Source organism: Frateuria soli (genome assembly GCF_021117385.1).
Lineage (GTDB): Bacteria > Pseudomonadota > Gammaproteobacteria > Xanthomonadales > Rhodanobacteraceae > Frateuria_A > Frateuria_A soli.
Map to the genome: position 1 here is coordinate 1,911,440 of NZ_CP088252.1, position 22,801 is coordinate 1,934,240.

Genomic DNA, 22,801 nt, shown 5'->3' on the forward strand with positions numbered 1-22,801 from the left:
GCTTCCGCTCAGTGGCGGCGGAAGACGAGCGTGCCGTTGGTCCCGCCAAAGCCGAACGAATTGGAGATCGCCACGTCGAGATCGGCCTTGCGCGCCGTGTGCGGCACGAAGTCGAGGTCGCAGCCTTCGCCCGGTTCGTCCAGGTTGATCGTCGGCGGCAGCACCTGGTCGCGCAGCGCCAGGATGGTGAAGATCGCCTCGACGCCGCCCGCCGCACCCAGCAGATGGCCGGTGGTCGACTTGGTCGAGCTCATCGCCAGCTTGTAGGCGTGTTCGCCGAACACCTTCTTGGCCGCCATCACCTCGCCCAGGTCGCCCAGCGGCGTGGAGGTGCCGTGCGCGTTGATGTACTGCACCTGGTCCGGCTCGACGCCCGCGTCGTCCAGCGCCGCCTGCATACAGCGCGCGGCGCCCTCGCCGCCCTCGCTGGGCGCGGTGATGTGGTAGGCGTCGCCACTCATGCCGAAGCCGACCAGCTCGGCGTAGATCCTCGCGCCGCGCGCCTTGGCGTGTTCGTACTCCTCCAGCATCAGCACGCCGGCGCCGTCGGACAGCACGAAGCCGTCACGGTCCTTGTCCCACGGACGGCTCGCCCTGGTCGGCTCGTCGTTGCGGGTGGACATGGCCTTGGCCGAGCAGAAGCCGGCCATCGCGGTGCCGGTGGTGGCGAACTCGGCACCACCGGCGAGCATCACGTCGGCATCGCCGTACTGGATCATGCGCATGGCCAGTCCGATGTTGTGGGTGGCCGTGGTGCACGCGGTGACGCAGGCGATGTTCGGACCCTTGAGGCCGAACATGATCGACAGATGGCCCGACACCATGTTGATGATCGAGCTGGGTACGAAGAAGGGCGACACGCGGCGCGGGCCCTTTTCGTGCAGCTCGATGGACGTGTCCTCGATGGTGTTCAGGCCGCCGATGCCGGCACCGACCGCCACGCCGATGCGCGGGGCGTTGGCCTCGGTGACCTCCAGCCCCGAATCGCGCAGCGCCTGCGTGCCGGCCGCGATGCCGTAGTGGATGAAGGGATCCATCTTCTTGACGTCCTTCGGCGGCATCCACTGTGCCGGATCGAAGTCGCGCACCTGCCCGGCGATGCGCGTGGCATAGCCGGTAGCGTCGAAATGGGTCACCTGGCCGATGCCGCTGACGCCATTGAGGATATTGTCCCAGGCCGTGGCGATGTCATTGCCGACCGGCGAAATGATGCCCATGCCGGTCACTACAACACGCCGTCTACTCACGGGTCGTTCGCTCATGGATTGAATCCTTGCGTGTTCTGTCGGCCATTGCCGCGCAACAGCCTGCGTCCTTCAACCATACGGTATCGGACGTTTCAAAAGGCAGAAACGAAAACTGCGCCAAGTGGCGCAGCTTTCGGTATCGCCACGTGGACGGAAGCCGCGCCGCAAAGGCGCAGACACCGGACACGAAACCGATCAGTCCTTGGTGTGGGCCTTGATGTAATCCACGGCCTGCTGAACGGTGGTGATCTTCTCGGCTTCCTCGTCCGGGATCTCGGTCTCGAACTCTTCCTCGAGGGCCATCACCAGTTCCACCGTGTCCAGCGAATCGGCGCCCAGGTCGTCCACGAACGAAGCGTTCGCCGTGACTTCGTCTTCCTTCACGCCCAGCTGCTCGATGACGATCTTCTTGACGCGCTCTTCGATGGTGCTCATGTTGCCAAACCTCCCAAGGGGTGTGCTTTTTTGTCGGGCCGGCACGGGTCCGGCAAAGGACGGCGAATTGTAGTGGCTAAGCGGCCAGGCCGCCATGGTTCCGCCGACAGGTTTCAAACGCGCAGGGTTTCGGCCCGGCGCGAAAGGTCGATTGTCGCCTAAAAACCGGTTCTTGGCGACAACCACGCCATACGTCAGGGCATGTACATGCCGCCGTTGACGTGCAGCGTTTCGCCGGTGATGTAGGCGGCGGCCGGCGAAGCAAGGAAGCCCACCGCCTTGGCGATGTCGTTCGCCTCGCCCAGGCGGCCCAGCGCGATCTGCCCCAGCAGCGCCTGCTTCGACTCCTCCGGCAGTGCGCGGGTCATGTCGGTATCGATGAAGCCGGGCGCGACCACGTTGACGGTGATGCCGCGCGAACCGATCTCGCGCGCCAGCGACTTGGAGAAGGCGATGATGCCGGCCTTGGCCGCGGCGTAATTGGCCTGGCCGGGGTTGCCGGTGAGGCCGATCACCGAGGCGATCGAGATGATGCGTCCCTTCTTCGCTTTCATCATCCCGCGCATTACCGCCTTGGAGGTGCGGTAGACCGAGGTCAGGTTGGTATCGATGATCGCCTGCCAGTCTTCGTCCTTCATGCGCATCAACAGCTGGTCGCGCGTGATGCCGGCATTGTTGACCAGGATCGAGACCGGGCCGTGCTCCTTGGCGATCGCGTCGATCAGCGCCTCGACCGCGGCACCATCGGTCACGTCCAGCACGCGGCCGTGGCCACCCTTCGCAGCCAGGCGCTCGCCGACGGCCCTGGCCCCGTTCTCGCTGGTGGCCGTACCGATCACCGTGGCGCCCATGGCCGCCAGCTCGTCGGCGATCGCTGCGCCGATACCGCGACTTGCGCCGGTGACCAGCGCGATTTCTCCTTGCAGGATATTGCTCATCGTCTTGCCCTTTCGGAAGCGAGGAAGGTTTTTCGCAGGAGCCCACTTGTGGGCGATGCCCTCGTGTCGACGCACCGGAAGCGTCGCCCGCAAGCGGGCTCCTGCAAGAGGTAGTGTCAGGCGAGCGCGGACTCCAGCTCGGCCGGCGTGCCGATGGCCCGTGCATCCAGGCTCTTGTCGATGCGCTTGATGAGGCCCGAGAGCACCTTGCCCGGACCGCATTCGAGCACGCGGGTGGCACCGTTGCCGGCGAGCGCCTGCACGCATTGCGTCCAGCGCACCGGCAGGTAGAGCTGGCGCTGCAGCGCCCCGCGGATCTCCTCCACGCTGCCGTAGCTGCGGGCCTCGGCGTTCTGCACGACGGGCGTGGCCGGCAGCGACCACTCGATCGACGTCATGCGCTCGCCCAGACGATCGGCGGCCTCGCGCATCAACGCACAGTGCGAGGGCACCGACACGGCCAGCTTGACCGCCTTCTTCACGCCCAGCTCGGCAAGCCTGGCCAGCGCGCGGTCGACCGCCCCGGCATCGCCGGCGATCACCAGCTGACCCGGCGAGTTGTAGTTGGCGGGCGAGACCACCTGCCCCTGCGCGACCTCTTCGCACACCTGCGCGATCTGCGCATCGTCACCACCGAGGATCGCGGCCATCGCGCCGACGCCGGCCGGTACCGCGGCCTGCATCAGGCGGCCGCGCTCGGCCACCAGTGCGGCCGCATCGTGCAGCGACAGCGCGCCGGCGCAGACCAGTGCGCTGTATTCGCCCAGGCTGTGGCCGGACAACTGCGCCGGACGCGCGCCACCGAGCTTGTTCCATACGCGCCACACCGCCACGCTAGCGGCCAGCAGCGCAGGCTGGGTGTTTTCGGTGCGGTTGAGCCGGTCCTCCGGGCCCTGCTGGCTGAGCTGCCACAGGTCGACGCCGGCACCTTGCGAGGCTTCCTCGAAGGTCGCCTGCACTTCCGCGTGGGCGGTGGCCAGGTCGGCCAGCATGCCGACCGATTGCGAGCCCTGGCCGGGGAAGACGAAGGCAAGCGAGGCGGAGGTGTCGGTCATCGGTAGGTCCGTCAAAGGCAAAGAGGCGATGATGCCAGCAGCCGCGCGCGTACGCAGCCGTATCGGTCCCGCAAACGACGATGCCGCCCGAAGGCGGCATCGCGTGAGGGCGGGCCCGCTCAGTAGCGCAGCAGCGCCGAGGCCCAGGTGAAGCCGCCACCGAAGGCTTCCAGCAGCAGGTTCTGGCCACGCTTCACCTTGCCCGAGCGCACCGCGTAGTCCAGCGCCAGCGGCACGGAGCCGGACGAGGTGTTGGCGTGCTTGTCGACGGTCACGATCACCTGGTCCATCGACATGTTCAGGCGCTTGGCGGTGGCTTCGATGATGCGCAGGTTGGCCTGGTGCGGGATCAGCCAGTCCAGCTGCGAAGCCTCCATGCCGGCGGCCTGCAGCGTCTGCTCGACCAGCGAGTCGAGCGTCTTGACGGCGACCTTGAACACCTCGCGGCCGGCCATCTTGATGCGCACGCCGTGGTTGGGCTCGTCGCGGAAACCGACCGAGACGCCGACCGGATTCCACAGCAGCTCCTTGTAGCCGCCGTCGGCATGCAGGCAGGTGGCGAAGATGCCCGGCTCGTCGCTGGCCTCCAGCACCACCGCGCCGGCGCCGTCGCCAAACAGCACGCAGGTCTCGCGCTCCTTCCAGTCGACCATGCGGGTCAGCGTCTCGGCGCCGATCACCAGCGCCTTCCTGGTCTGGCCGCTGCGGATGAACTTGTCCGCCACGCCCAGCGCATAGACGAAGCCCGAACAGGCCGCGTTGACGTCGAACGCGGCGCAGCCGTTGGCGCCCAGGCGGTTCTGCACCAGGCACGCCGTGGAGGGAAAGATCAGGTCGGGCGTGGTGGTGCCCAGCACGATCAGGTCAAGCTCGGACGCCTTGACGCCGGCCGCGGCCAACGCGCGCTCGGCGGCGAGGAAGGCCAGGTCGCCGGTGGTCTCGCCCTCGGCAGCCACGTGCCGCTGGCGGATGCCGGTGCGGGACTGGATCCACTCGTCGCTGGTCTCGACGAATTTCTCGAGGTCGAGGTTGGTCAGGACGCGTTCGGGCAGCGCGCTGCCGGTGCCGGTGATGCGGGCGTAGGTCGAAGCCATGGACTTTCCATCTGCATGCGGGGGCGATGGCATGGCCACGCCGAAACCGCAACGTTACGTTCACGGACGCCGAAACGCAAAGCGGCGCGTCGCCGCGCCGCCCTGTTGCGTCCGATGGAAGCCGCTTACTCGGCTTCGACGGCCGCGGCGGTGTCGATCACCTTCTTGCCGCGGTAGTAGCCGTCCTTGGTGACGTGGTGGCGCAGGTGCACCTCGCCGCTGGTCGGGTCGGTCGCCAGCTGCACGGTCTTGAGCTTGTCGTGCGAACGACGCATGCCGCGGGTGGACGGGGTCTTGCGGCTCTTGGCAACGGCCATGGGTGTATCTCCGGCTTCAATCGGTTTTCTTGAGTTCGCGCAGGACCGCGAACGGGTTGTCGTTGGGCTCCGCCACGGATTCCTCCGCGGCGGGGCCAGTCACTTCGGGTGGCAGGCTGCTGTCCGGATTGACCGGTACCAGCGGCAACGCCAACAGCAATTCGTCCTCGATCACGGCGGCCAGGTCCAGCTTGCCGTCGTCCTCGACCAGCAGCGGCTCGCACCCCGGCGGCAGGGCCGCCTCATCGCGCTCGCTCCGGATCAGGCCGAGCCGGCTGTCCACCGTCAGGGGCTGCACGAAAGGCTCCAGCGTGCGCTGACAGATCAGCGTCAGCGGCGCCTCGACGTGCACCTGAAGGTAGGCCGAGCCGAAATCGTCGCGACCAAAATCCAGTGTGTACTGCGCCGCCCCTTCGTTTCCGGCCAGCATCCCGCACAGGCGGGGCATGGCGGCCACGGGAAGCGCCCCGGCGAACGAACGCCGCGCCGAGACCATGCGCCAAGCGTCCACGGACTCTGGCAGTGTCACGGACATAATCGCGAAATCTTAGGGTCGGCGGGGGCTCAAGTCAACCGCGCCGCGGCGGGCTTTGCCTCCCGACGGGACTGCGGCAGACTGCCCTTCCGATCGTAACCGGTTGTCCTCGTGCCCGCTTCCCTCGCCTTTGGCCTCGCCGCGATGTGCCTGCTGCTGGTGGCTGCGGGCGCGCTCGTGCTGACAGGGCGCCGGCGGCGGCTGGAGCGGCGGCGTCACAGCATGCACCGGTTGCTGGAGCTGGCCGACCAGCTGGAGTCGGATTTGAAGACATGCCGCAAGGGCCTCAGGCAGGCCCATGCGGTGATGTCCTTCAACCCCGACCAGCCGGCCGCCGGCGAGCAGGAGGCCAAGCAGGCGATCGACGCCGGCCTGCGCTCGCTGCTGCAGCAGCGGCTGTGGATCCGCGACTGCGCCCCCGATGCGAGCCAGCAGGGCCTGGACGAGGCGGCCGCCGACATGAGCCAGACCCGCGCCCGGCTGCGCCCGCTGGTGAGGGCGCTGGAGCGCGCGCACCACGAGCTGGACGACGCCATGCGCGAACACATCCGGCGCGAATCGGACGTATGACGCTGCTGGTGCTGGGATCGAGCTCGCGCTACCGCGCCGAACTACTGCGCCGGCTGATGCCGGATTTCGAGCAGCGCGCGCCGGGTACCGACGAAACCCTGATCCCTGGCGAGGCCCCGGCCGAGGGCGCCCTGCGGCTGGCGGTCGCCAAGGCTAATGGGGCGGCGCACGGCCTCACCAGCACTGCGCTGGTGATCGGCTCGGACCAGATCGCCGAACTCGACGGCCGCGCGCTGGGCAAGCCCGGCAGCGTCGAGCGGGCGCGGGCCCAGCTGGCGGATTGCGCGGGCCGCGAAGTGCGCTTCCACACCGGACTCTGCCTGCTCGACACCCGCGACGGGCGCAGCCGCACGCACCTGGACACCACCCGCGTGCGGTTCCGTTCGCTTGCGCCGGCGGAAATCGCCCGCTACGTGGAGCGCGAGCTGCCGCTGGACTGCGCCGGCAGCTTCAAGTGCGAGGGCCTGGGAATCTCGCTGTTCGAGCGCATCGACAGCAGCGACCCGACGGCGCTGGTTGGCTTGCCGCTGATCGCGCTGGCGCGGCTGCTGCGCGAGGCCGGGCTGGCCGTTCCTTGACGGGCCTCATCCCGCAGTAGCGCGCCCTGCGTGCGCCGAAGCGAGTCACCGGTGGCGCACAGGGTGCGCTCCTACAGGGCGTCCGTCGCCGCTTGTGCGTTGCGCCAGAACAGGCATTGCGTCGGATCGGCCTGTCCCGCGGGCGGCGCGACCGGCACCCGGCCGCGGTAGTACGCGAAGCTCTTGCGCCCCTCGAACAGCACCAGCCGCGTGACCAGCTCCGGCGCCTGGATGCGTCCGCACATCGCGCCGAGCCGCTCGAGCTTCTCGCGCTCGCGCATCACCTCGCTCACCACCAAAAGCATCGGCGCGCCCGCGTGCGCGGCGCGCAGCCCGGCTTCGTCGCGCCCCCAGATCGCCAACTGCGGGGCGCGGCCATGCTTGACGTTGAGCGAACTGTCCAGCGAATACACCGGGCGATCGCCGAGCTGGAACTCCAGCTCCGCGGCGAGCATGAAATTGTCCGCCACCAGCACCGCATCCTTGCGCCCCAGCAGCGTGCGCGCCTGCGTCGCGCTTTCGCGCCAGCCCACGAAGTTGCCCGGGAAGGCTTTGCTCGCGGCCAGCATGTCGACGCCTTGCGGGCTCGCCGCCAGTGCCAGGTAACCGAGCCCCAGCAGCGTCCCGAGCCCGCCCAGCACGCCACCGGCCACCGCCGTCATGCGCCAGCCCCTGCCCGCCTCGTGGCACAGCGCAGGCAACGCCGCCAGCAACGGCAGGTAGCCCGGCAACGGCCAGTGCGCGCGAAAGCGCAGGCCATCGGCGAACAGACCGAACACGAAATACGGGACGAGGAAACCCAGCGACGTCCAGGCAAGCAGGTCCCACGGCGCACCCTCGCCGCGCCGGCGCCAGCACCGCCACAGCGCCCACAGCAGCACGGCATAGAGCAGCGGGGTGCAGGCAATCGCCTGCTCCAGCGGTTGCGCCAGCGCGTCGGCGTGGAAAGCCCAGGGGTTTCGATCGACCAGCTGGAACGCGAGGCCGGCGCCATGCTGGCGCCAGTTCGACACGATCAGCGGAACCAGCCCCGCCGCCGCCACGGCAAGCGACACCCACAGGCCCGGCTTGCGCCACTGCGCGCGACCGCGAGGCGTGAGGACCAGCAGCAACAGCCCGGCGAGCATCGCCATCGCGGCGCGGTAGTGGGTCAGCCACGCCACCGCCAGCGCGATGCCCAGCAGCAGCCAGTGGCGCAGCCGGTCCTCGTCCATTGCGCGCAACAGCGCTTGCAGCGCCACCGCGATCGCCAGGGTCAGCGGCACGTCGGGCATCGCCATCACGCCGAAGGTGCCGGCCAGCGGCAGCGCAAGACACAACAGGCCCGCCTGCCAGCCGGTGCGCGCATCGAAGGCGCGCCGTCCGAACGCCACGATCACCCAGGGCAGCGCGCTACCCAGCAACAGGAAGGGCCAGCGCATGCCGACGAGCCCGTGCCCGGCAACGCGCTCGCCCAGCCAGATCAGCCAGGCGGTCAGCGGCGGCAGGTCACTGTAGCCCCAGGCCGGATGCCGGCTTTCCAGCCAGTAGAAGGCCTCGTCGCCGAACGGCGACATCGTGGCGGCCACGATGCACTTCAAAACCAGCAGACCGACGAACGCAATGAGGAACGCGCCTCGCCAGCGCGCGAGAGCGGCCGCTACACTCGACCGGCCCTCCCCGCGTTCCGCCCGTGCCGACTGCCAGGAACCCATGTCCGCCACCACTCCCCTGTCCGAAGAAACGCTCCATCCTCGCCTGGAAGCGGCGATGGCCCAGGTCAACCGCGTGCTGCTCGGCAAGCCGCGCCAGGTGAAGCTCGCCTTCACCTGCCTGGTCGCCGGCGGCCACCTGCTGCTGGAGGACGTGCCCGGCGTGGGCAAGACCACGCTGGCACATGCGCTGGCCGCGAGCTTCGCCCTGGAGTTCCAGCGCGTGCAGTTCACCAGCGACCTGTTGCCCTCGGACATTATCGGGGTCAGCGTGTTCGAGCGCGAGACGGGGCAGTTCCGCTTCCACCCGGGCCCGATCTTCACCGGGTTGATGCTGGCCGACGAGATCAACCGCGCCACGCCCAAGACGCAGAGCGCGCTGCTCGAAGCGATGGCCGAGGGCCAGGTCACCGTGGACGGCCAGACGCACACCTTGGCGCAGCCCTTCTTCGTGGTGGCCACGCAGAACCCGCTGGACCTGCACGGCACCTTCCCGCTGCCCGATTCGCAGCTGGACCGTTTCATGCTGCGCATCTCGCTGGATTATCCCGATGCCGCCGCCGAGCGCGCGCTGCTCTCCGGCAGCGACCGGCGCGACCTGCTCGCGCAGCTCACGCCGCAACTGGATGCGCCGAGCCTGGCGGCGCTGCACCGGCAGGCGCAAGGCATCACCGCCAGCAGTGCGCTGCTCGATTACCTGCAGGCACTGCTCGCGGCCAGCCGTCGCCACGCCGACATCCGGGTGGGCCTGTCGCCCCGCGCAGGCATCGCGCTGCTCGGCGCGGCGCGCGCCTGGGCCCTGCTGAGCGGCCGCGGCCACGTGCTGCCGGAAGACATCCAGGCATTGTTCGTGCCGTTGGCCGCACACCGGCTGGTGCCTTCGCGCGGCGCCAGCGGGGATGCGCTGGCCCGCGCCTTGCTGGCCGATACCGCGGTCGACTGACCATGCGCGACGCGCTGCGCCGCCTGCAGGAGCTGGCCGAGCGGCGGCTGCCCGCACTGACCCGCTTCCGCCGCCCGGAGCCGATGCCGATCGAGCTGAACCGGCGGCGGATCTACATCGTGCCAACCGGCTTCGGCCTGGGTTTCACCTTGCTGCTGCTGGTGATGCTCGCCGGCTCGCTCAACTATTCCAACAACGCCGCCCTGCTGCTCACCTGCCTGCTGGGCGCGGCCGGTGCGGCGAGCATGCTGATCGCGTTCCGTGCGCTCGACGGCCTGACGCTGGCCAGCGTTCGCGCGGGCCAGGCGGTCGCCGGCCAGCCGCTGGCGTTGACGCTCGAGCTGGAGTCGAGGCGGCCGCGCAGCGCGATCCGGATCGACCTGGATCGATCCTGCCAGGCCTTCGCCATCGACGCCGCCGGCAAGGCCGATGTCACCCTGCCGCTGGCCACCCGCGAGCGCGGCTGGCAACCCCTGCCGCGCGTGCGCGTGTGGACGACCTGGCCGCTGGGACTGTTCCGCGCCTGGAGCTGGATGCATCCGGAGCAGTCCGTGCTGGTCTGGCCGCGCCCCGAGGACGACGGTCCACCGCCACGATTGCCCGCCGACGAAGGCCTGCGCCCGCGCCTGCATCGCGGGGAGGATCTGGCCGCCCTGCGCGACTACCGCAGCGGCGATCCGCGCAAGCACATCGCCTGGAAGGCCAGTGCGCGGCTGGGCCAGCTGCTCAGCAAGGACTTCGAACAGCCCGAGTCCCGTCCCGAATGGCGCCTGGACTGGCGCGAGCTGGAGGGCATGGAGAACGAGGCACGCATCGCCCGCCTCGCCCGCTGGCTGGGCGAGGCGCATGCGCAGGGACGGCGGCACAGCCTGTGGCTGCCGGGCCAGCCGATCGAGGCGGGAAGCGGCCCGGGCCACTATGCGCGCTGCATGAGCGCGCTGGCGTCGCTGCCATGATCGGGGTGAAACGCCGAACGGACGAGCCAACGCTGGATCGCCGCGCGTTCGACCTGCTCTGCCTGACCATGGCCTGCGTGCTCGGCGTGCATGCGCCACACCAGCCCTGGTGGCTGGTGGCCGCACTGGCGCTGGTGTTGGGGCTGCGCTGGTGGCAGCGCCGCCGGCATGGCACGCGCCCGCCGCTGCTGCTCAAGCTGCCGCTGCTGGCCTTGCTGGCGGTGGCCGTCGTCTTCACCTACGGCACCATCTTCGGGCAGCAACCCGGTTCCGCGCTGGCGGTCGGGCTGCTGGTGCTCAAGCTGCTGGAAAGCGAAACACCCCGCGACGCCAGGGTCGGCATCAGTTTCGCCTGTTTCGGGCTGATGGCCGCGCTGCTGTTCGACCAGGGGCTGGTCGCCACCTTCGTGGTCGCGCTGGGCCTGCTGCCGGCCTTGGCCACCTTGCGTGCGCTGGAACCGGCGCAGGCACCGGCGAGCCTGCCGCGCGCCCTGCTGCCGGGGTTGGCGCTGCTCGCCGCCGCCGTGCCGCTGGCGCTGCTCGCCTTCGCCCTGGTTCCGCGCCTGAGCTCGCCGCTCTGGGGAACGGCCAACAGCCCGCAAGCGCGGACCGGCCTCAGCGACCGCATGTCGCCGGGCAACTTCACCGAGCTGCTGACCGACGATCGCCCGGCCATGCGGGTCAGTTTCGACGGTCCGCCGCCCGCACCCGAGCTGCGCTATTTCCGCGCGTACGTCATGTGGCTGTACGACGGGCGCACCTGGGAACATGCCGATCTGCGCCGCGCCGACGGCCAGCGCCGGCTCTTGGAAACGCTGGAGTCCAGGGGCACCAGCCGCTACCAGGTCGACCTGGAGCCGACCAACCGCGGCATCCTGCCCGCGCTCGACGTGCCGCTGGAGGCGCCGGCGGACGCGCGGCTCAGTCCCGATCGCGAGGTAATCAGCGACAAGCCCGTGCGCGAGCTGCTGCGCTACACACTCGACTCGGCGATCCGCTACCACCTGCAGCCGGAGCTGCCGGAAGCGGCCCGGCGTTTCGCGCTGCGCCTGCCCCAGGGGTTCAACCCCCGCACGCATGCGCTGGCCACGCAATGGCGCGAGCGTCACGGTAGCGACGACCAGGCCATCGTGGACGCCGCGCTTGCCCTGTTCCACGACGGCGGCTTCCGCTACACGCTTGCGCCGGCGCCACTGGGCCGCGACGCAGTGGACGATTTCCTGTTCGGGACCCGCGAGGGTTTCTGCGAGCATTACGCCTCCTCGTTCACCGTGCTGATGCGCGCCGCCGGCGTCCCCTCGCGCGTCGTCACCGGTTACCAGGGCGGCTACTGGAATTCTTTGGGCAACTACCTGCTGGTGCGCCAGTCGGACGCGCATGCATGGAGCGAGGTCTGGCTGGAGGGCCGCGGCTGGGTGCGGATCGATCCCACCGCCGCCGTGCGGCCCGAACGCGTCAGCCTGGGCGCGGCCGCCGCCGGCGACCAGCCCGGCTGGGCGGAAACCAGCTGGCTGGCGTCGCTGCGCAACCGGTGGGACGTGGTCAACCACTGGTGGACCCAGGGCGTTATCGGCTTTGATGCGCTGCGCCAGCGTGGCCTGCTGACCCCATTCGGCATCCGCGATACCGGCACGGCGATGCTGGGCATGCTGCTGGCGATCGGCACCTCGCTTTTCGTGGCGATCGGCACCGGCTGGGCGTTGTGGCGGCGTGAGCGGCCCGAGCCGCTGCGCAAGGCGCTGCGGCGGCTGGAAGCCAGGCTCGCGCGCGCCGGCATCACGCGCCGTCGCGGCGAAGGACCGCAACATTACCTGCGCCGCGCCGCGCGGGCGTTGCCGGCGCAACGCGGCGAACTGGAGCGACTGATGAACCGTTACCTTGAACTGCGCTATGCGCACGACGAACCGGTGCCTGAACTGCTGCGGGAGTTCCAGCGGGCGGTACGGGAATTCCGGCCCCGGCGCGTGGTCAAATGAATGTCCATGCGGCCGCCCGGGCGGCCGCTGTCCCAGGGAGAACCGTCATGTCCTTTCCTTACCGCCCTCTGGCCCTGGCCACCGCCTTCGGCCTGCTGACCGCCTGTGCAACGGTGCCCCAGCCGCTGCAGGGCACCTACTCCGACGTGAGCACGGCGGGAGCCCAGCAGGGCGGCGCCGGAGGCGCGAAAGTCCGCTGGGGCGGCGAAATCATCAAGACCGAGCCTGGCCCGCAGGAGACGTGCTTCTATCTGCTGTCGCGCCCGCTGGACAAGCAGGCACGGCCGGAGACGGACACCAGCGGGGCTACCGAAGGCCGTTTTGTCGCCTGCCATGAAGGCTTCTACGACCCCGAGGTCTTCACCCGGGGCCGCGAGTTGACCGTCACCGGCACGCTGCAGGGCACCGTGACGAAGAAAGTGGGCGACTACGACTACGCCTATCCGCGCGTGGCGGCCGACGTGGTCTACCTGTGGCCCAAGCGCCCGGTAACCGTGCGCTATCCGCCAGGCTATTACGACCCGTTCTGGGGCCCGGGCTGGGGTCCGTACTGGGGCCCGTGGGGCGATCCGTACTGGAACCGTCCGCGCGTGATCATCGTGCGCCCGCCGCCGGCGCCGGCACCCAAGCCGGCGCACAAGTAGGCGCGGCTCGATCGCAGGAACGCCGGCCCCGGGCCGGCGTTTTTGTTGCCGTCGAACACCTTGCCCGGCCTTCCCTGTGCGCAGCCGCTGCGCCGGCTCGCTCGCAGGTCGAGCTCCTGTCCGCTCAACCCGGCGGCCAGCCCAGCCGGCGGCCGGCCAGCAGGTGTACGTGCAGGTGAAACACCGTCTGCCCGCCATGCTCGTTGCAGTTGATCACCGTACGGTAGCCCTGCTGCGCGAGGCCTTCCTGCCGGGCATAGACGGCCGCGGCGAGCAGCAGCCGGCCCAGCAGTTCGGCATCGCCCGGCTGCGCGTCGTCGAGTGTCGGCAACGGCTTCTTCGGAACGAACAGCACGTGCACCGGCGCCTGCGGATTGAGGTCGCGGAAGCCCAGCACCTCTTCATTCTCGAAGACGATGTCCGCCGGGATCTCGCGCCGGATGATCTTGCCGAAGATGGTGTCGCCCATGCCTGACTCCTCGCGTGGATTCACAGGCGAAGCAGCATACCCCGCGAGCGCGGCGCGCCAAGCCCGAAACCGGACTTCTCGTACAGCCGCGCAGCCCCACCATCAGGGGCCGGCGGCAAGACGCGATGTGCGCTGCCCTGCGGCACCGGGCGCCGCCCAGGCGAGGCGCGGTCCGTTCATTCCAGCGCCTGCCGGCTGCCAAAGGCATGCGCCAGCGTGCCGCGGTCGACGTACTCCAGCTCGCCGCCCAGCGGCACGCCATGGGCCAGGCGCGTCGGCTTCACGCCGCCGGCATGCGCCAGCTGTGCCAGGTAGTGCGCGGTGGCCTCGCCCTCGACGGTCGGGTTGGTGGCGATGATCATCTCCTCGATCTCGCCCTCGCCCAGGCGTGCGCTCAGCTGCGCCAGCCCGAGCTCTTCCGGGCCCAGTCCGTCCAGTGGCGACAGGCGACCGAGCAGCACGAAGTACTGCCCGCGGTAACCGGTGGCCTGCTCGATGGCGGCCAGGTCGGTCGGCGATTCGACCACGCACAACACCTGCCGGTCGCGGCTGGCGCTGGCGCACAGCGCACACACCGGCTCCTCGCTGAAATTGCGGCAGCGCGTGCAATTGCCGATCCGTTCCATCGCTTCGCGCAATACGCCGGCCAGCTTCAGGCCGCGCGTGCGCTCGCGCTCGAGCAGGTGGAAGGCCATCCGTTGCGCGCTCTTGCCACCCACGCCGGGCAGGCAGCGCAGGGCTTCGATGAGGTCGGCGAGAAGAGGAGAGCCGGGCATTTATCGGGATTCGCAATACGGGATCCGGGATTCGAAAGAGCGGGACTGCTCGCCAATCCCGAATCCCGCATGCCGATTCAGAACGGCATCTTGAAGCCGGCTGGCAGGTTCATGCCGGCAGTCACGCCACCCAGCTTGTTGCGGCTGGCCTCGGCGACCTTGTTGACCGCGTCGTTGACCGCCGCGGCGACCAGGTCCTCGGCCATCTCCGGATCGTCGGCGAACAGCTTGCGGTCTATCTGCACGCGACGCACCTCGTGCGCGCCGGTCATCAGCACGGTGACCAGGCCGCCACCGGCGCTGCCGGTAACCTCCATCCGCGCGATTTCCTCCTGCGCACGCTTCATGTCTTCCTGCATGCGCTGGGCCTGCTGCATCAGCTGACCGATCTGGCCTCTCATGATTTTGCTCCGCTCAACTTTCGATGGGTTTGATGGATTGCGGCACCACGCGGGCACCGAATTCGCGCTTGAGCGACTGCACCAGCGGGTCTTCCTCGATCGCCTGCTCGGCGGCGCTCTGCGCGCTCTCCCGGGCCGAGGCGGCGCGGGCGGCGGGCGTCTCGGCAGCACCCTGGCTGTCGGCGACGAAACGCAGCCTGATGCGCTCGCCCAGCACGTCGCCGATGCGGTCGGCCATCTGGCCGACCATCGGCTCGACGGCCAGGTGCATGTGCGCCGGCTGCAGCGCCAGCACCAGCGTATTGCCGTCGCGCTCGCGCAACGCGGCGTTCTGGGCCAGCTGCCCAAGCGGGCCGCGCAGGCCGGCCTGTTCGATCAGCGCCTCCCAGCGCGGCAAGCCACGGGCGTCGGTGGCCACCGGCGCGCGCGCGGCAGGGGCCGAGGGTGGCGGGGTCGCGGTGGCGGCGGGCGTCGGCTGGGGACGCGGCGCCGCCGGGGCGACTGCAGGCCGCGGCGCCGGGCGTGCCGCGCGCTCGGCTGGCGCCGCATCGCCCGCATCGCCGGGCTGGAACGCCAGCATGCGCAACAGCGCCATCTCGAAACCGGTGCGCGCATCGGGCGCCAGCGGCAGGTCGCGGCGACCGGTGGTGGCGATCTGGTAGTAGAGCTGGACGTCTTCCGGCTGCATGCGCCCGGCCAGGCCGGCGAGGCTTTCCGCATCGTCGCCGTCGCCTTCGCCGTGATAACCCGGCACCAGCTGCATCAACTGGATCCGATGCAAGGTCGCCGCCAGGTCGTCGAGCACACCGCCGAAGTCGGGTGAGTACGAGGCGATGCGCTCGCATTCGGCCATCAGCCGCGCGCCATCGCCGTCGGCCAGTGCATCGAGCAGGCCCAGCACCTGGCTGCGCGCGACGCTGCCGAGCATGGCGCGCACGTCGTCGGCCTTGAGCGCGCCGCCACCGTAGGCGATCGCCTGGTCCAGCAGCGACAGGCCGTCGCGCAGCGAACCGTCGGCGCCGCGCGCCAGCTCGCCGATGGCGGCGTCCTCGTAGGCGATCTTCTCGGCATCCAGGATGTGGCGCATCTGGCCGGAAATCTGCTCGGGCAGCAGGCGCTTCAGGTTGAATTTCAGGCAGCGCGACAGCACCGTCACCGGCAGTTTCTGCGGATCGGTGGTCGCCAGCAGGAACTTCACGTGCGGCGGTGGCTCCTCGAGCGTCTTGAGCAAGGCATTGAACGCCGGCTTGGAGAGCATGTGCACCTCGTCGACCAGGTACACCTTGAAGCGGCCGCGTGCGGGTGCGTATTGCGCGTTCTCGATCACCTCGCGCACGTCGTCCACGCCGGTGTTGCTGGCCGCGTCGATTTCCAGCAGGTCGACGAAGCGGCCGGCATCCACCGCCGTGCACACTGCACACTCGCCGCAGGGATCGGCCGACTCGCCCCGCTCGCAGTTGAGCGACTTGGCGAAGATGCGCGCGATGGTGGTCTTGCCCACGCCGCGGGTCCCGGTGAACAGGTAGGCATGGTGCATGCGCCCGGTGTCCAGCGCATTGGTGAGCGCGCGCACCACATGTTCCTGCCCGACCAGCTCGACAAACTTGCGCGGGCGCCACTTGCGGGCGAGGACCTGATAGGACATGCGTTGGAGCCTGTTCTGCGGCTGGGCGGTGGCGCCCTGAGTCAGCACTGACGTTGGGGCGCAAACCGATTGTGCCAAGTCGACGCCGGCAAGTCAGCCGAGCGCGTCGGAGCCCCGAAATGGCGGCGGCCCCGCCAGCCACACCCCGGCACCCGAATCATCCACTACCGTTGCTTCCTTCCGGACCTGGCGGGGTTTGCGGACTATCGTCGCGGGGGGACCGACGGGGCCACCATGGACGCGGGCTTTCAGGCCCTACTTGAAACTGGCGGAGAGAGCGGGATTGTTCGGCCCGTCCTGGGCCTCACCCCTCGCTCCGCTCGGGGCCAGCCTTCGGCTGTCCGGATTCGCTCCCGGCGAATCCGTCGAACCGGGCGGGTTCTCACCCACTCTCTCTATCCTGCTTCTTTTCAAACTCGCGCCAGCTTTCAGCCGGCACGCACATCACAATTGGCGGAGAGGGCGGGATTCGAACCCGCGATACGGGTATAAGCCGTATACACACTTTCCAGGCGTGCTCCTTCAACCACTCGGACACCTCTCCGGATTCCTTGCCTGGCCCTGGGAGCTGGCAAAGAAGCGGAAGGATAGCGATACGCCTCCGCGGAGACAAGCGACGCGACGCCTCTCACCTGTCCCGGGCGAGTTCGGGGACCGACCCGGCTAACCCGCGTCCGCTCGCGGCGGCGGTGGAGTCGGGAGTTCCAATCGCTCTCCGGCCCTGGCGATCGCAAAGCCGCGCGCGAGCAACTGCTCGCCATCGGCGGCGCTGCCGTAGTGGTACAGCACCAGTTGTTGCCGCAGCTTCTCGTCGTACTCGCGGTCCAGGTCATCCGCGCCGCTGTGCGAGGGATTGCCGACCAGTCCGCAGTCGTGCAACACGCGCTCGCCGGACGCCGCGTACTGCGCCAGCATCTCGGGCACCGGCCGGGTGTCGCCGGTGAACACGAAGCTGCCCTGCAGCGCCAGGCCGAAGGAGGTGTCCGGTCGATGGTGGCGCGTGGGAAACACGTCGAACCACCAGCCGTCGAGCCAGAAGCCGCGGCCGCAGGGCACCAGCCGGAACGCCTCCCAGAAGTTGACGCCGCCCTCGGCCAGCACGCCGGGGTAGTCAGCCACGCGCGCCTGCAGCCAGGGCACCAGCGCGGCGTGGACGAAGACGCGGACGCAGCCGCGCAGCGACTCGTCGAACCACAACCGCGTGAACAGCCGCTCCATGCCACCGACGTGGTCAAGGTGGGTGTGGGTGATGTAGATCGCCCGTGGCTGCTCGCCGTAGGCGTCCTGGTAGCGATCCAGCGTGTCGGGGCCGCAGTCGATCAGCAGCAACGGCCTGCCGTCGCGCTCGACCACGGCGGCCGAGGAACCCAGTTCCACCGCATGCGCCGCGCCGACGCCCAGGAATCGCAGCGACCAGCTCATGCGCCCATCGTCCGTTCGTAACTGTAGACAAGCGGCTGCCAGATGACCGCCTGGAAATCGGGAATCCGCTCGGTGGCGCCGAGCTTGACCAGCGACCGGCGCAACCGCGCCAGGTTCGCCAGCCGCCAGGCCTCCGCCGGCTCACGCAGCGCACCGCGATCGAAGTCGATCAGATAGAGCGCCTCGGGCTTGACCAGCACGTTGTGCGCGTTGAGGTCGGCATGCCAGACCCCCTCGCGATGGAAGCGGGCGACCAGAGCCCCGGTCTCCCGCGCAAGGTCCGAATCCAGCCGGCCGTCCGCAAGACATTGCGCGAGCGTGCGCACATCGTCGATCCGCCGGGTGATCAGGTCGGCGGTGTAGAAAAAGCCGTGACGACGGAAACGTGCGGCCACCGGTTCGGGAGCCGGAAGTTTCAGGCCGGCGATATGCGCCAGCAGCCGGAACTCGGCGAAACTTCGCGTGCGCGCGGCGCCGGTCCACAGGTAGCGGTCGCGGTTGAAGCGCCCGATCAGGCCACCGCGATGGTAATGGCGCAGCACGCACCGCCCGGCCGGCGTGTCGATCATGGCCACGCCACCGCGCCCGCCCCCCTGGATCTCGAGCGCGCCGCGGTCTCGCCAGTAGCCTGGCTCGAACCACCCGCCGTCCACGACGCCCGCGAACGACGCATCGGACAGCACCCCGCCGCCGGCTTCCTCGCGGATCTGCTCCTGCATCATCATGTGCGGCCGAAGGAGACGTTCATGCCGGTCGATTCTAGCCCAAGCACCCTGCCCGCTCCCGCCTCGCTGTGCCTTCTGCGCACCTCGGCGATCGGCGATGTCACGCATGTCGTGCCGCTGGTGCGCACGCTGCAGCAGGCCTGGCCACGGACGGCGCTGACCTGGGTGGTCGGCAAGCTCGAACGCAAGCTGGTGGGCGATATCGAGGGGGTGGATTTCGTCACCTTCGACAAGGGCGCGGGCTGGGCGGGGATGCGCGCGGTATGGGACGCACTGCACGGGCGGCGTTTCGACGCCTTGCTGCAGATGCAGGTTGCGGCGCGTTCGAACCTGCTGAGCCTGGGCGTGCGTGCCGCCCGGCGCGTGGGTTACGACCGGGCGCGTTCCAGGGACCTGCACGGCCTGGTGGTCAACGAGCGGATTCCCGCGCGTACCGGCGAGCACGTGCTCGATGCCATGGGCAGCTTTTGCGAGCCGCTGGGACTGAAGCAGACGCAGGTGCGCTGGGACATCCCGATACCCGAGGAAGCACGCGTCTGGGCCAGTGAACAGCTTCCCGGCGACACGCCCACCCTGCTGGTCAGCCCCACGTCCAGCCACGCCCTGCGCAACTGGTACCCCGAGCGCTACGCGGCGGTGATCGACCATGCGCTGGCGCGCGGCTGGCGCGTGGCGCTGGTGGGTGGCCCGTCTGCCGGCGAACGGACGATGGCCGACGCGGTGCTGGCGGCCTGCAAGCGCGAACCGCTGGACCTGACCGGCAAGGACACGCTCAAGCGGATGCTCGCCATGTGCTCTCGCGCGCAGCTGCTGCTTACGCCCGATTCCGGGCCGATGCACATGGCCAACGCCGTGGGCACCAAGGTGCTCGGGCTGCATGCCGCCAGCAACCCGAACCGCTCCGGACCCTATTCGGACCGGCGCTGGTGCGTGGACAAGTACGACGAGGCGGCGCGACGCTTCCTGGGCAAGCCGGCGAGCGAGCTGGCCTGGGGAACGAAGATCGAGCGGCCAGGCGTGATGGGCTTGATCGGGGTGGACGAGGTGCTGGAACGCTTCGAAGCGTTCGCGTCGTCGAGTGGACTGGCGTGATCGGCCGCGTTTCATCGCGGCTTGATCGCCGATCGGCGAGGGTAAGGTCTTCCGTCGCCCGGAGACCGCCATGAAAAACGATGCCCCACGTGACGATGCCGACCTGCGCAAGCTCGGCGAACTGATCGACGATATCGAAGTGGCGATGCTCACCACCCAGGCCGCGGACGGCTCGCTGGTGAGCCGGCCGCTGCAGACCCTCAAGCTCACCGCCGAGGGCGAGCTGGTGTTCTTCACCGCCGCCGACAGCGCCAAGGTCGATCAGCTCACCAACGACCTGGACGTGAACCTCGCCTACGCCAACCAGCAGGACAAGTGCTACGTCTCGGTGCGCGGGCGCGCACGCATCAACCGCGACCGGGCACTGATCGAAGAGCTGTGGTCGCCCGCGCAGAACGTGTTCTTCTCCGGCAAGGACGACCCCAACCTCACGGTGCTTCGTGTGCGGGTGCACGATGCGATGTACTGGGAGTCGTCCGGCAACTTCGTGGAGCGCGCGCTGGATTTCGCCCGCGGCATGTGGAGCGAACAGCCGCGCGACCTGGGCCACCAGGGCCACCTGCACGGCTGACCCGCAGCGCCCCTTCCCATGAATCGGGGAAGGGGCGTCGCGGTGGTTTCTACAGCGCCCTGAAGCGTTCGCCCAGCAGGTCCAGCCGCAGCTCGCCGGCAGCGCCCGGCGAGCTGCGCTCGTACAGGCTGCGCTCGGGTGTGCGCCCTTCGCCCGCCACGGCGGCGGCTTCCGCGGCGGCGCGGTAGGCGTCGCGGAACGGGACGCCGGCCGCCGCCTGCTCGATGGCGACGTCGGTGGCGTACATCGCCGGCTCGATCGCCGCGCGCATGGCCGGCTCGTTCCAGTGCATGCGGGCGAGCAGGTCGGGCACCAGTTCCAGCGCGGCCAGGCCATGGGTCATGCCGTGGAAGATCGAGCCCTTGGAGAACTGCAGGTCGCGCTGGTAGCCGGTCGGCAGCGACAGCAACTGCTCGATCTCGCAGCGCGCCGCCGCCACGGTGGCGTAGCTGGCGCGCAGCAGCTCGACGACGTCCGGGTTGCGCTTGTTGGGCATGATCGAGCTGCCGGTGGTGTACTCCGGAGGCAGGCTGACGAAACCGAATTCGGCAGTGGTGAACAGCGACAGGTCCCAGGCCAGTCGGCGCAGGTCCAGCATCGCACTGGCCAGGGCCTCCAGCGCGGCCAGCTCGAACTTGCCGCGCGAAAGCTGCGCGTAGATCGGCGAGAGCTGCATGCGCGAGAAGCCCAGCGCGCTGGTCGTGTACTCGCGATCGAGCGGCAGGTTCACGCCGTAGCCGGCGGCCGTGCCGAGCGGGTTGGCATCGATCCACGCCAATGTCTGGCGCGCACGCAGGGCATTGTCGATGAAGCCTTCGGCGAACCCGGCGAACCACATGGCCGTGGAGGACACCACCGCGCGCTGCAGGTGCGTATAGCCCGGCAACGGCAGGGCCGGCTGCGCCGCCCGTTCCAGGCACACCGCCGCGATGGCGCGGCAGTGCGTCGCCAGCGCGTCGAGCTTTTCCTTCAGCCACAACCGCGTGGCAACCAGGATCTGGTCGTTGCGGCTGCGCCCGGTATGCACGCGCCGACCGGCATCGCCGAGCCGCTCGGTGAGCCGCGCCTCGATCGCCGAATGGCCGTCCTCGAAGCGCTCGTCGAGCACGAAAGTGCCCGAACGGAAATCCTTGGCCAGCGCGTCGAGTTCGCGTCCGAGAGCCGCGGCGTCGTCCGGGCCGATCACGCCGATGCGCGCGAGGCCCTCCACGTGCACCTTGCTCGCGGTGATGTCGTGCAGGAAGAACTCGCGGTCCAGCAGCACGTCGTTGCCGGCGAGAAAACGCATGATCCGGGCGTCGGTCTCGACGCCGGCCTTCTGCCACAGGAGGTCGCTCATGGCTGGTCGTCCGGATGGAATGGAGAAAGGGAGTCGCGCAGGAACGCGACCGCGTCCGCGGGGGCCATCTCGTGGCGTTCGCCGCTGGCGCGGTGCTTCAGTTCGACGGTGCCGGCGTCCAGCCCGCGCGGCCCGACCAGCACCTGCCAGGGCAGGCCGACCAGGTCCATGCGGGCGAACTTCGCGCCTGGCCGCTCGTCGGTGTCGTCGAGCAGGACGCTCAGTCCGGCCGAGCGCAGGCTGGCGTACAGCGACTCGCATGCCGCATCGACGCGGGCATCGCCATGCTTCAGGTGCAGCAGGCCGATCTGGAAAGGCGCCACGCCCTGCGGCCAGACAATGCCCTGGTCGTCATGGCCGGCCTCGATGATCGCCCCCACCAGCCGCGACACGCCCACGCCGTAGCAGCCGCCGTGGATCGGCCGCTCGACGCCGTCGGCGCCGCGTACCATGGCTTTCATCGGCACCGAGTACCTGGTGCCGAAGTAGAAGATCTGCCCGACCTCGATGCCGCGTGCGAGCAGCTGCCGTTCCGCCGGCACGTCGCGCTCGAAGCGCGCGGCGTCATGCACGTCCTCGGTGGCCGCGTAGGGCGTCGTCCACGCCTCGACCAGTGGCGTCAGGTCGCCGCGGTAGTCCACGTCGGCGCCGGGCACTGGCAGCTCCAGCATGGCGCGGTCGCAGAACACCGCCGATTCGCCGGTCTTCGCCAGCACGAGAAACTCGTGCGAGAGATCGCCGCCGATCGGGCCGGTTTCGGCCTGCATGGGAATCGCCCTGACGCCCATCCGCTCGAACATGCGCAGGTACGCCACGAACATGCGCTGGTAGGAACGGCGCGCGGCCGCCTCGTCCAGGTCGAACGAGTAGGCATCCTTCATCAGGAACTCGCGTCCGCGCATCACGCCGAAGCGCGGGCGCTGCTCGTCGCGGAACTTCCACTGCAACTGGTAGAGGTTGATCGGCAGGCTGCGCCAGGAGCTGACATGGCTGCGGAAGATTTCCGTGACCATTTCCTCGTTGGTCGGCCCGTACAGCAGTTCGCGATCATGGCGGTCGCGGATGCGCAGCATCTCCGCGCCATAGGCATCGTAGCGGCCGCTCTCGCGCCACAGGTCGGCCAGTTGCAGCGTGGGCATCAGCAGTTCGACTGCGCCGGCGCGGTCCATTTCCTCGCGCACGATGCGCTCGATGTTCTTCAGCACGCGCAGCCCCAGCGGCAGCCACGCATAGATGCCGGCCGCCTCCTGCCGGATCAATCCGGCGCGCAGCATCAGGCGATGCGAAGCGATCTGGGCCTCGGCGGGGTTCTCCTTGAGGGTGGGCAGCAGATAACGGGTCAGGCGCATGGGGATCTCTCGGTAGCGGACGGGAGGGTGAAG

The 22,801-nt window shown here is 69.4% G+C and carries 24 protein-coding genes, 1 tRNA gene and 1 other RNA gene; 8 read left to right on the forward strand and 18 right to left on the reverse strand.

All coding sequences use genetic code 11. The annotated features are described in order from the left end of the window. Positions 1-8 precede the first annotated feature (8 nt). The 7 genes from fabF to LQ771_RS08805 all read right to left on the reverse strand — a co-directional run bounded on the left by fabF (position 9) and on the right by LQ771_RS08805 (position 5,621). Positions 9-1,247 (reverse strand): beta-ketoacyl-ACP synthase II, encoded by a 1,239-nt coding sequence (gene fabF, locus LQ771_RS08775; RefSeq protein ID WP_231351882.1) that lies wholly within the window; start codon positions 1,245-1,247, stop codon positions 9-11. A gap of 195 nt (positions 1,248-1,442) precedes the next feature. Continuing rightward, positions 1,443-1,682: an acyl carrier protein gene (acpP, locus tag LQ771_RS08780; RefSeq protein WP_091336635.1), complete on the reverse strand. Its 240-nt coding sequence runs from the start codon at positions 1,680-1,682 to the stop codon at positions 1,443-1,445. A 194-nt stretch (positions 1,683-1,876) separates the two neighbouring features. Continuing rightward, complete coding sequence (gene fabG, locus LQ771_RS08785) at positions 1,877-2,620, reverse strand: 3-oxoacyl-ACP reductase FabG (RefSeq protein ID WP_231349031.1); 744 nt, start codon at positions 2,618-2,620, stop codon at positions 1,877-1,879. A 116-nt stretch (positions 2,621-2,736) separates the two neighbouring features. Next, positions 2,737-3,675 (reverse strand): ACP S-malonyltransferase, encoded by a 939-nt coding sequence (fabD, locus tag LQ771_RS08790; protein WP_231349032.1) that lies wholly within the window; start codon positions 3,673-3,675, stop codon positions 2,737-2,739. Positions 3,676-3,794: 119 nt separating this feature from the next. Next, complete coding sequence (locus tag LQ771_RS08795) at positions 3,795-4,769, reverse strand: beta-ketoacyl-ACP synthase III (protein WP_231349033.1); 975 nt, start codon at positions 4,767-4,769, stop codon at positions 3,795-3,797. A 125-nt stretch (positions 4,770-4,894) separates the two neighbouring features. After that, positions 4,895-5,086, reverse strand: coding sequence for a 50S ribosomal protein L32 (gene rpmF, locus LQ771_RS08800; RefSeq protein WP_231349034.1), 192 nt, complete (start codon positions 5,084-5,086; stop codon positions 4,895-4,897). A gap of 16 nt (positions 5,087-5,102) precedes the next feature. After that, positions 5,103-5,621, reverse strand: a complete 519-nt coding sequence (locus LQ771_RS08805) for a YceD family protein (RefSeq protein ID WP_231349035.1) — start codon at positions 5,619-5,621, stop codon at positions 5,103-5,105. 111 nt (positions 5,622-5,732) lie between these two features. Here LQ771_RS08805 and LQ771_RS08810 point away from each other — a divergent pair, with 111 nt between their 5' ends. Further along, positions 5,733-6,191 carry a hypothetical protein gene (locus LQ771_RS08810; protein ID WP_425491254.1) on the forward strand — a complete coding sequence of 153 codons (459 nt, stop codon included), beginning with the start codon at positions 5,733-5,735 and terminating at the stop codon, positions 6,189-6,191. Continuing rightward, the gene (locus LQ771_RS08815; RefSeq protein WP_231349036.1) at positions 6,188-6,769 is read left to right on the forward strand and encodes a Maf family protein; all 582 of its coding nucleotides are present in this window, start codon (positions 6,188-6,190) and stop codon (positions 6,767-6,769) included. Before LQ771_RS08810 ends, LQ771_RS08815 begins: the two co-directional genes overlap by 4 nt. 71 nt (positions 6,770-6,840) lie before the next feature. Here LQ771_RS08815 and LQ771_RS08820 read toward each other — a convergent pair whose 3' ends face one another. Next, a complete protein-coding gene (locus LQ771_RS08820) occupies positions 6,841-8,337 on the reverse strand; it encodes an ArnT family glycosyltransferase (protein WP_231349037.1) in 1,497 nt (498 codons plus the stop codon). Between the two features lie 124 nt (positions 8,338-8,461). On the opposite strand from LQ771_RS08820, the gene LQ771_RS08825 reads away from it, so the two are divergent. The 4 genes from LQ771_RS08825 to LQ771_RS08840 are packed head-to-tail and all read left to right on the forward strand — an operon-like array spanning position 8,462 to position 12,979. Then, positions 8,462-9,403 carry an AAA family ATPase gene (locus LQ771_RS08825; protein ID WP_231349038.1) on the forward strand — a complete coding sequence of 314 codons (942 nt, stop codon included), beginning with the start codon at positions 8,462-8,464 and terminating at the stop codon, positions 9,401-9,403. 2 nt (positions 9,404-9,405) lie between these two features. Next, a complete protein-coding gene (locus tag LQ771_RS08830; protein WP_231349039.1) occupies positions 9,406-10,359 on the forward strand; it encodes a DUF58 domain-containing protein in 954 nt (317 codons plus the stop codon). 5 nt (positions 10,360-10,364) lie between these two features. Continuing rightward, on the forward strand, positions 10,365-12,335 hold the full coding sequence (locus LQ771_RS08835; protein WP_425491255.1) for a transglutaminase TgpA family protein: 1,971 nt from the start codon (positions 10,365-10,367) through the stop codon (positions 12,333-12,335). Positions 12,336-12,382: 47 nt separating this feature from the next. Next, positions 12,383-12,979: a Slp family lipoprotein gene (locus LQ771_RS08840; RefSeq protein ID WP_231349041.1), complete on the forward strand. Its 597-nt coding sequence runs from the start codon at positions 12,383-12,385 to the stop codon at positions 12,977-12,979. A gap of 124 nt (positions 12,980-13,103) precedes the next feature. Here the strand turns inward: LQ771_RS08840 and LQ771_RS08845 are convergent, their stop codons facing one another. The 8 genes from LQ771_RS08845 to LQ771_RS08880 form a co-directional block, all read right to left on the reverse strand. Next, on the reverse strand, positions 13,104-13,448 hold the full coding sequence (locus LQ771_RS08845; RefSeq protein ID WP_231349042.1) for a histidine triad nucleotide-binding protein: 345 nt from the start codon (positions 13,446-13,448) through the stop codon (positions 13,104-13,106). 176 nt (positions 13,449-13,624) lie between these two features. Then, a complete protein-coding gene (recR, locus tag LQ771_RS08850; protein ID WP_231349043.1) occupies positions 13,625-14,224 on the reverse strand; it encodes a recombination mediator RecR in 600 nt (199 codons plus the stop codon). Positions 14,225-14,301: 77 nt separating this feature from the next. Beyond that, positions 14,302-14,625: a YbaB/EbfC family nucleoid-associated protein gene (locus tag LQ771_RS08855; RefSeq protein WP_231349044.1), complete on the reverse strand. Its 324-nt coding sequence runs from the start codon at positions 14,623-14,625 to the stop codon at positions 14,302-14,304. Positions 14,626-14,638: 13 nt separating this feature from the next. Then, the gene (gene dnaX / locus LQ771_RS08860; RefSeq protein ID WP_231349045.1) at positions 14,639-16,270 is read right to left on the reverse strand and encodes a DNA polymerase III subunit gamma/tau; all 1,632 of its coding nucleotides are present in this window, start codon (positions 16,268-16,270) and stop codon (positions 14,639-14,641) included. Positions 16,271-16,399: 129 nt separating this feature from the next. Further along, positions 16,400-16,496, reverse strand: an RNA gene (ffs, locus tag LQ771_RS08865) — signal recognition particle sRNA small type. A 225-nt stretch (positions 16,497-16,721) separates the two neighbouring features. Then, positions 16,722-16,814 (reverse strand) — tRNA-Ser (locus tag LQ771_RS08870). 119 nt (positions 16,815-16,933) lie between these two features. Next, positions 16,934-17,692 (reverse strand): MBL fold metallo-hydrolase, encoded by a 759-nt coding sequence (locus tag LQ771_RS08875; RefSeq protein WP_231349046.1) that lies wholly within the window; start codon positions 17,690-17,692, stop codon positions 16,934-16,936. Then, positions 17,689-18,417 (reverse strand): 3-deoxy-D-manno-octulosonic acid kinase, encoded by a 729-nt coding sequence (locus tag LQ771_RS08880; RefSeq protein ID WP_231349047.1) that lies wholly within the window; start codon positions 18,415-18,417, stop codon positions 17,689-17,691. Before LQ771_RS08880 ends, LQ771_RS08875 begins: the two co-directional genes overlap by 4 nt. Before the next feature lie 21 nt (positions 18,418-18,438). Here LQ771_RS08880 and LQ771_RS08885 point away from each other — a divergent pair, with 21 nt between their 5' ends. Beyond that, the gene (locus LQ771_RS08885; protein WP_425491256.1) at positions 18,439-19,509 is read left to right on the forward strand and encodes a glycosyltransferase family 9 protein; all 1,071 of its coding nucleotides are present in this window, start codon (positions 18,439-18,441) and stop codon (positions 19,507-19,509) included. A gap of 70 nt (positions 19,510-19,579) precedes the next feature. Then, the gene (locus tag LQ771_RS08890) at positions 19,580-20,080 is read left to right on the forward strand and encodes a pyridoxamine 5'-phosphate oxidase family protein (protein ID WP_231349048.1); all 501 of its coding nucleotides are present in this window, start codon (positions 19,580-19,582) and stop codon (positions 20,078-20,080) included. Positions 20,081-20,129: 49 nt separating this feature from the next. Here LQ771_RS08890 and argH read toward each other — a convergent pair whose 3' ends face one another. Both argH and proS read right to left on the reverse strand, forming a co-directional pair. After that, entirely contained in the window at positions 20,130-21,419 is a 1,290-nt protein-coding gene (argH, locus tag LQ771_RS08895) for an argininosuccinate lyase (RefSeq protein WP_231349049.1), read from the reverse strand. Further along, positions 21,416-22,768, reverse strand: coding sequence for a proline--tRNA ligase (gene proS / locus LQ771_RS08900; RefSeq protein ID WP_231349050.1), 1,353 nt, complete (start codon positions 22,766-22,768; stop codon positions 21,416-21,418). The genes argH and proS overlap by 4 nt, the downstream gene beginning before the upstream one ends. Between the last annotated feature and the right edge of the window lie 33 nt (positions 22,769-22,801).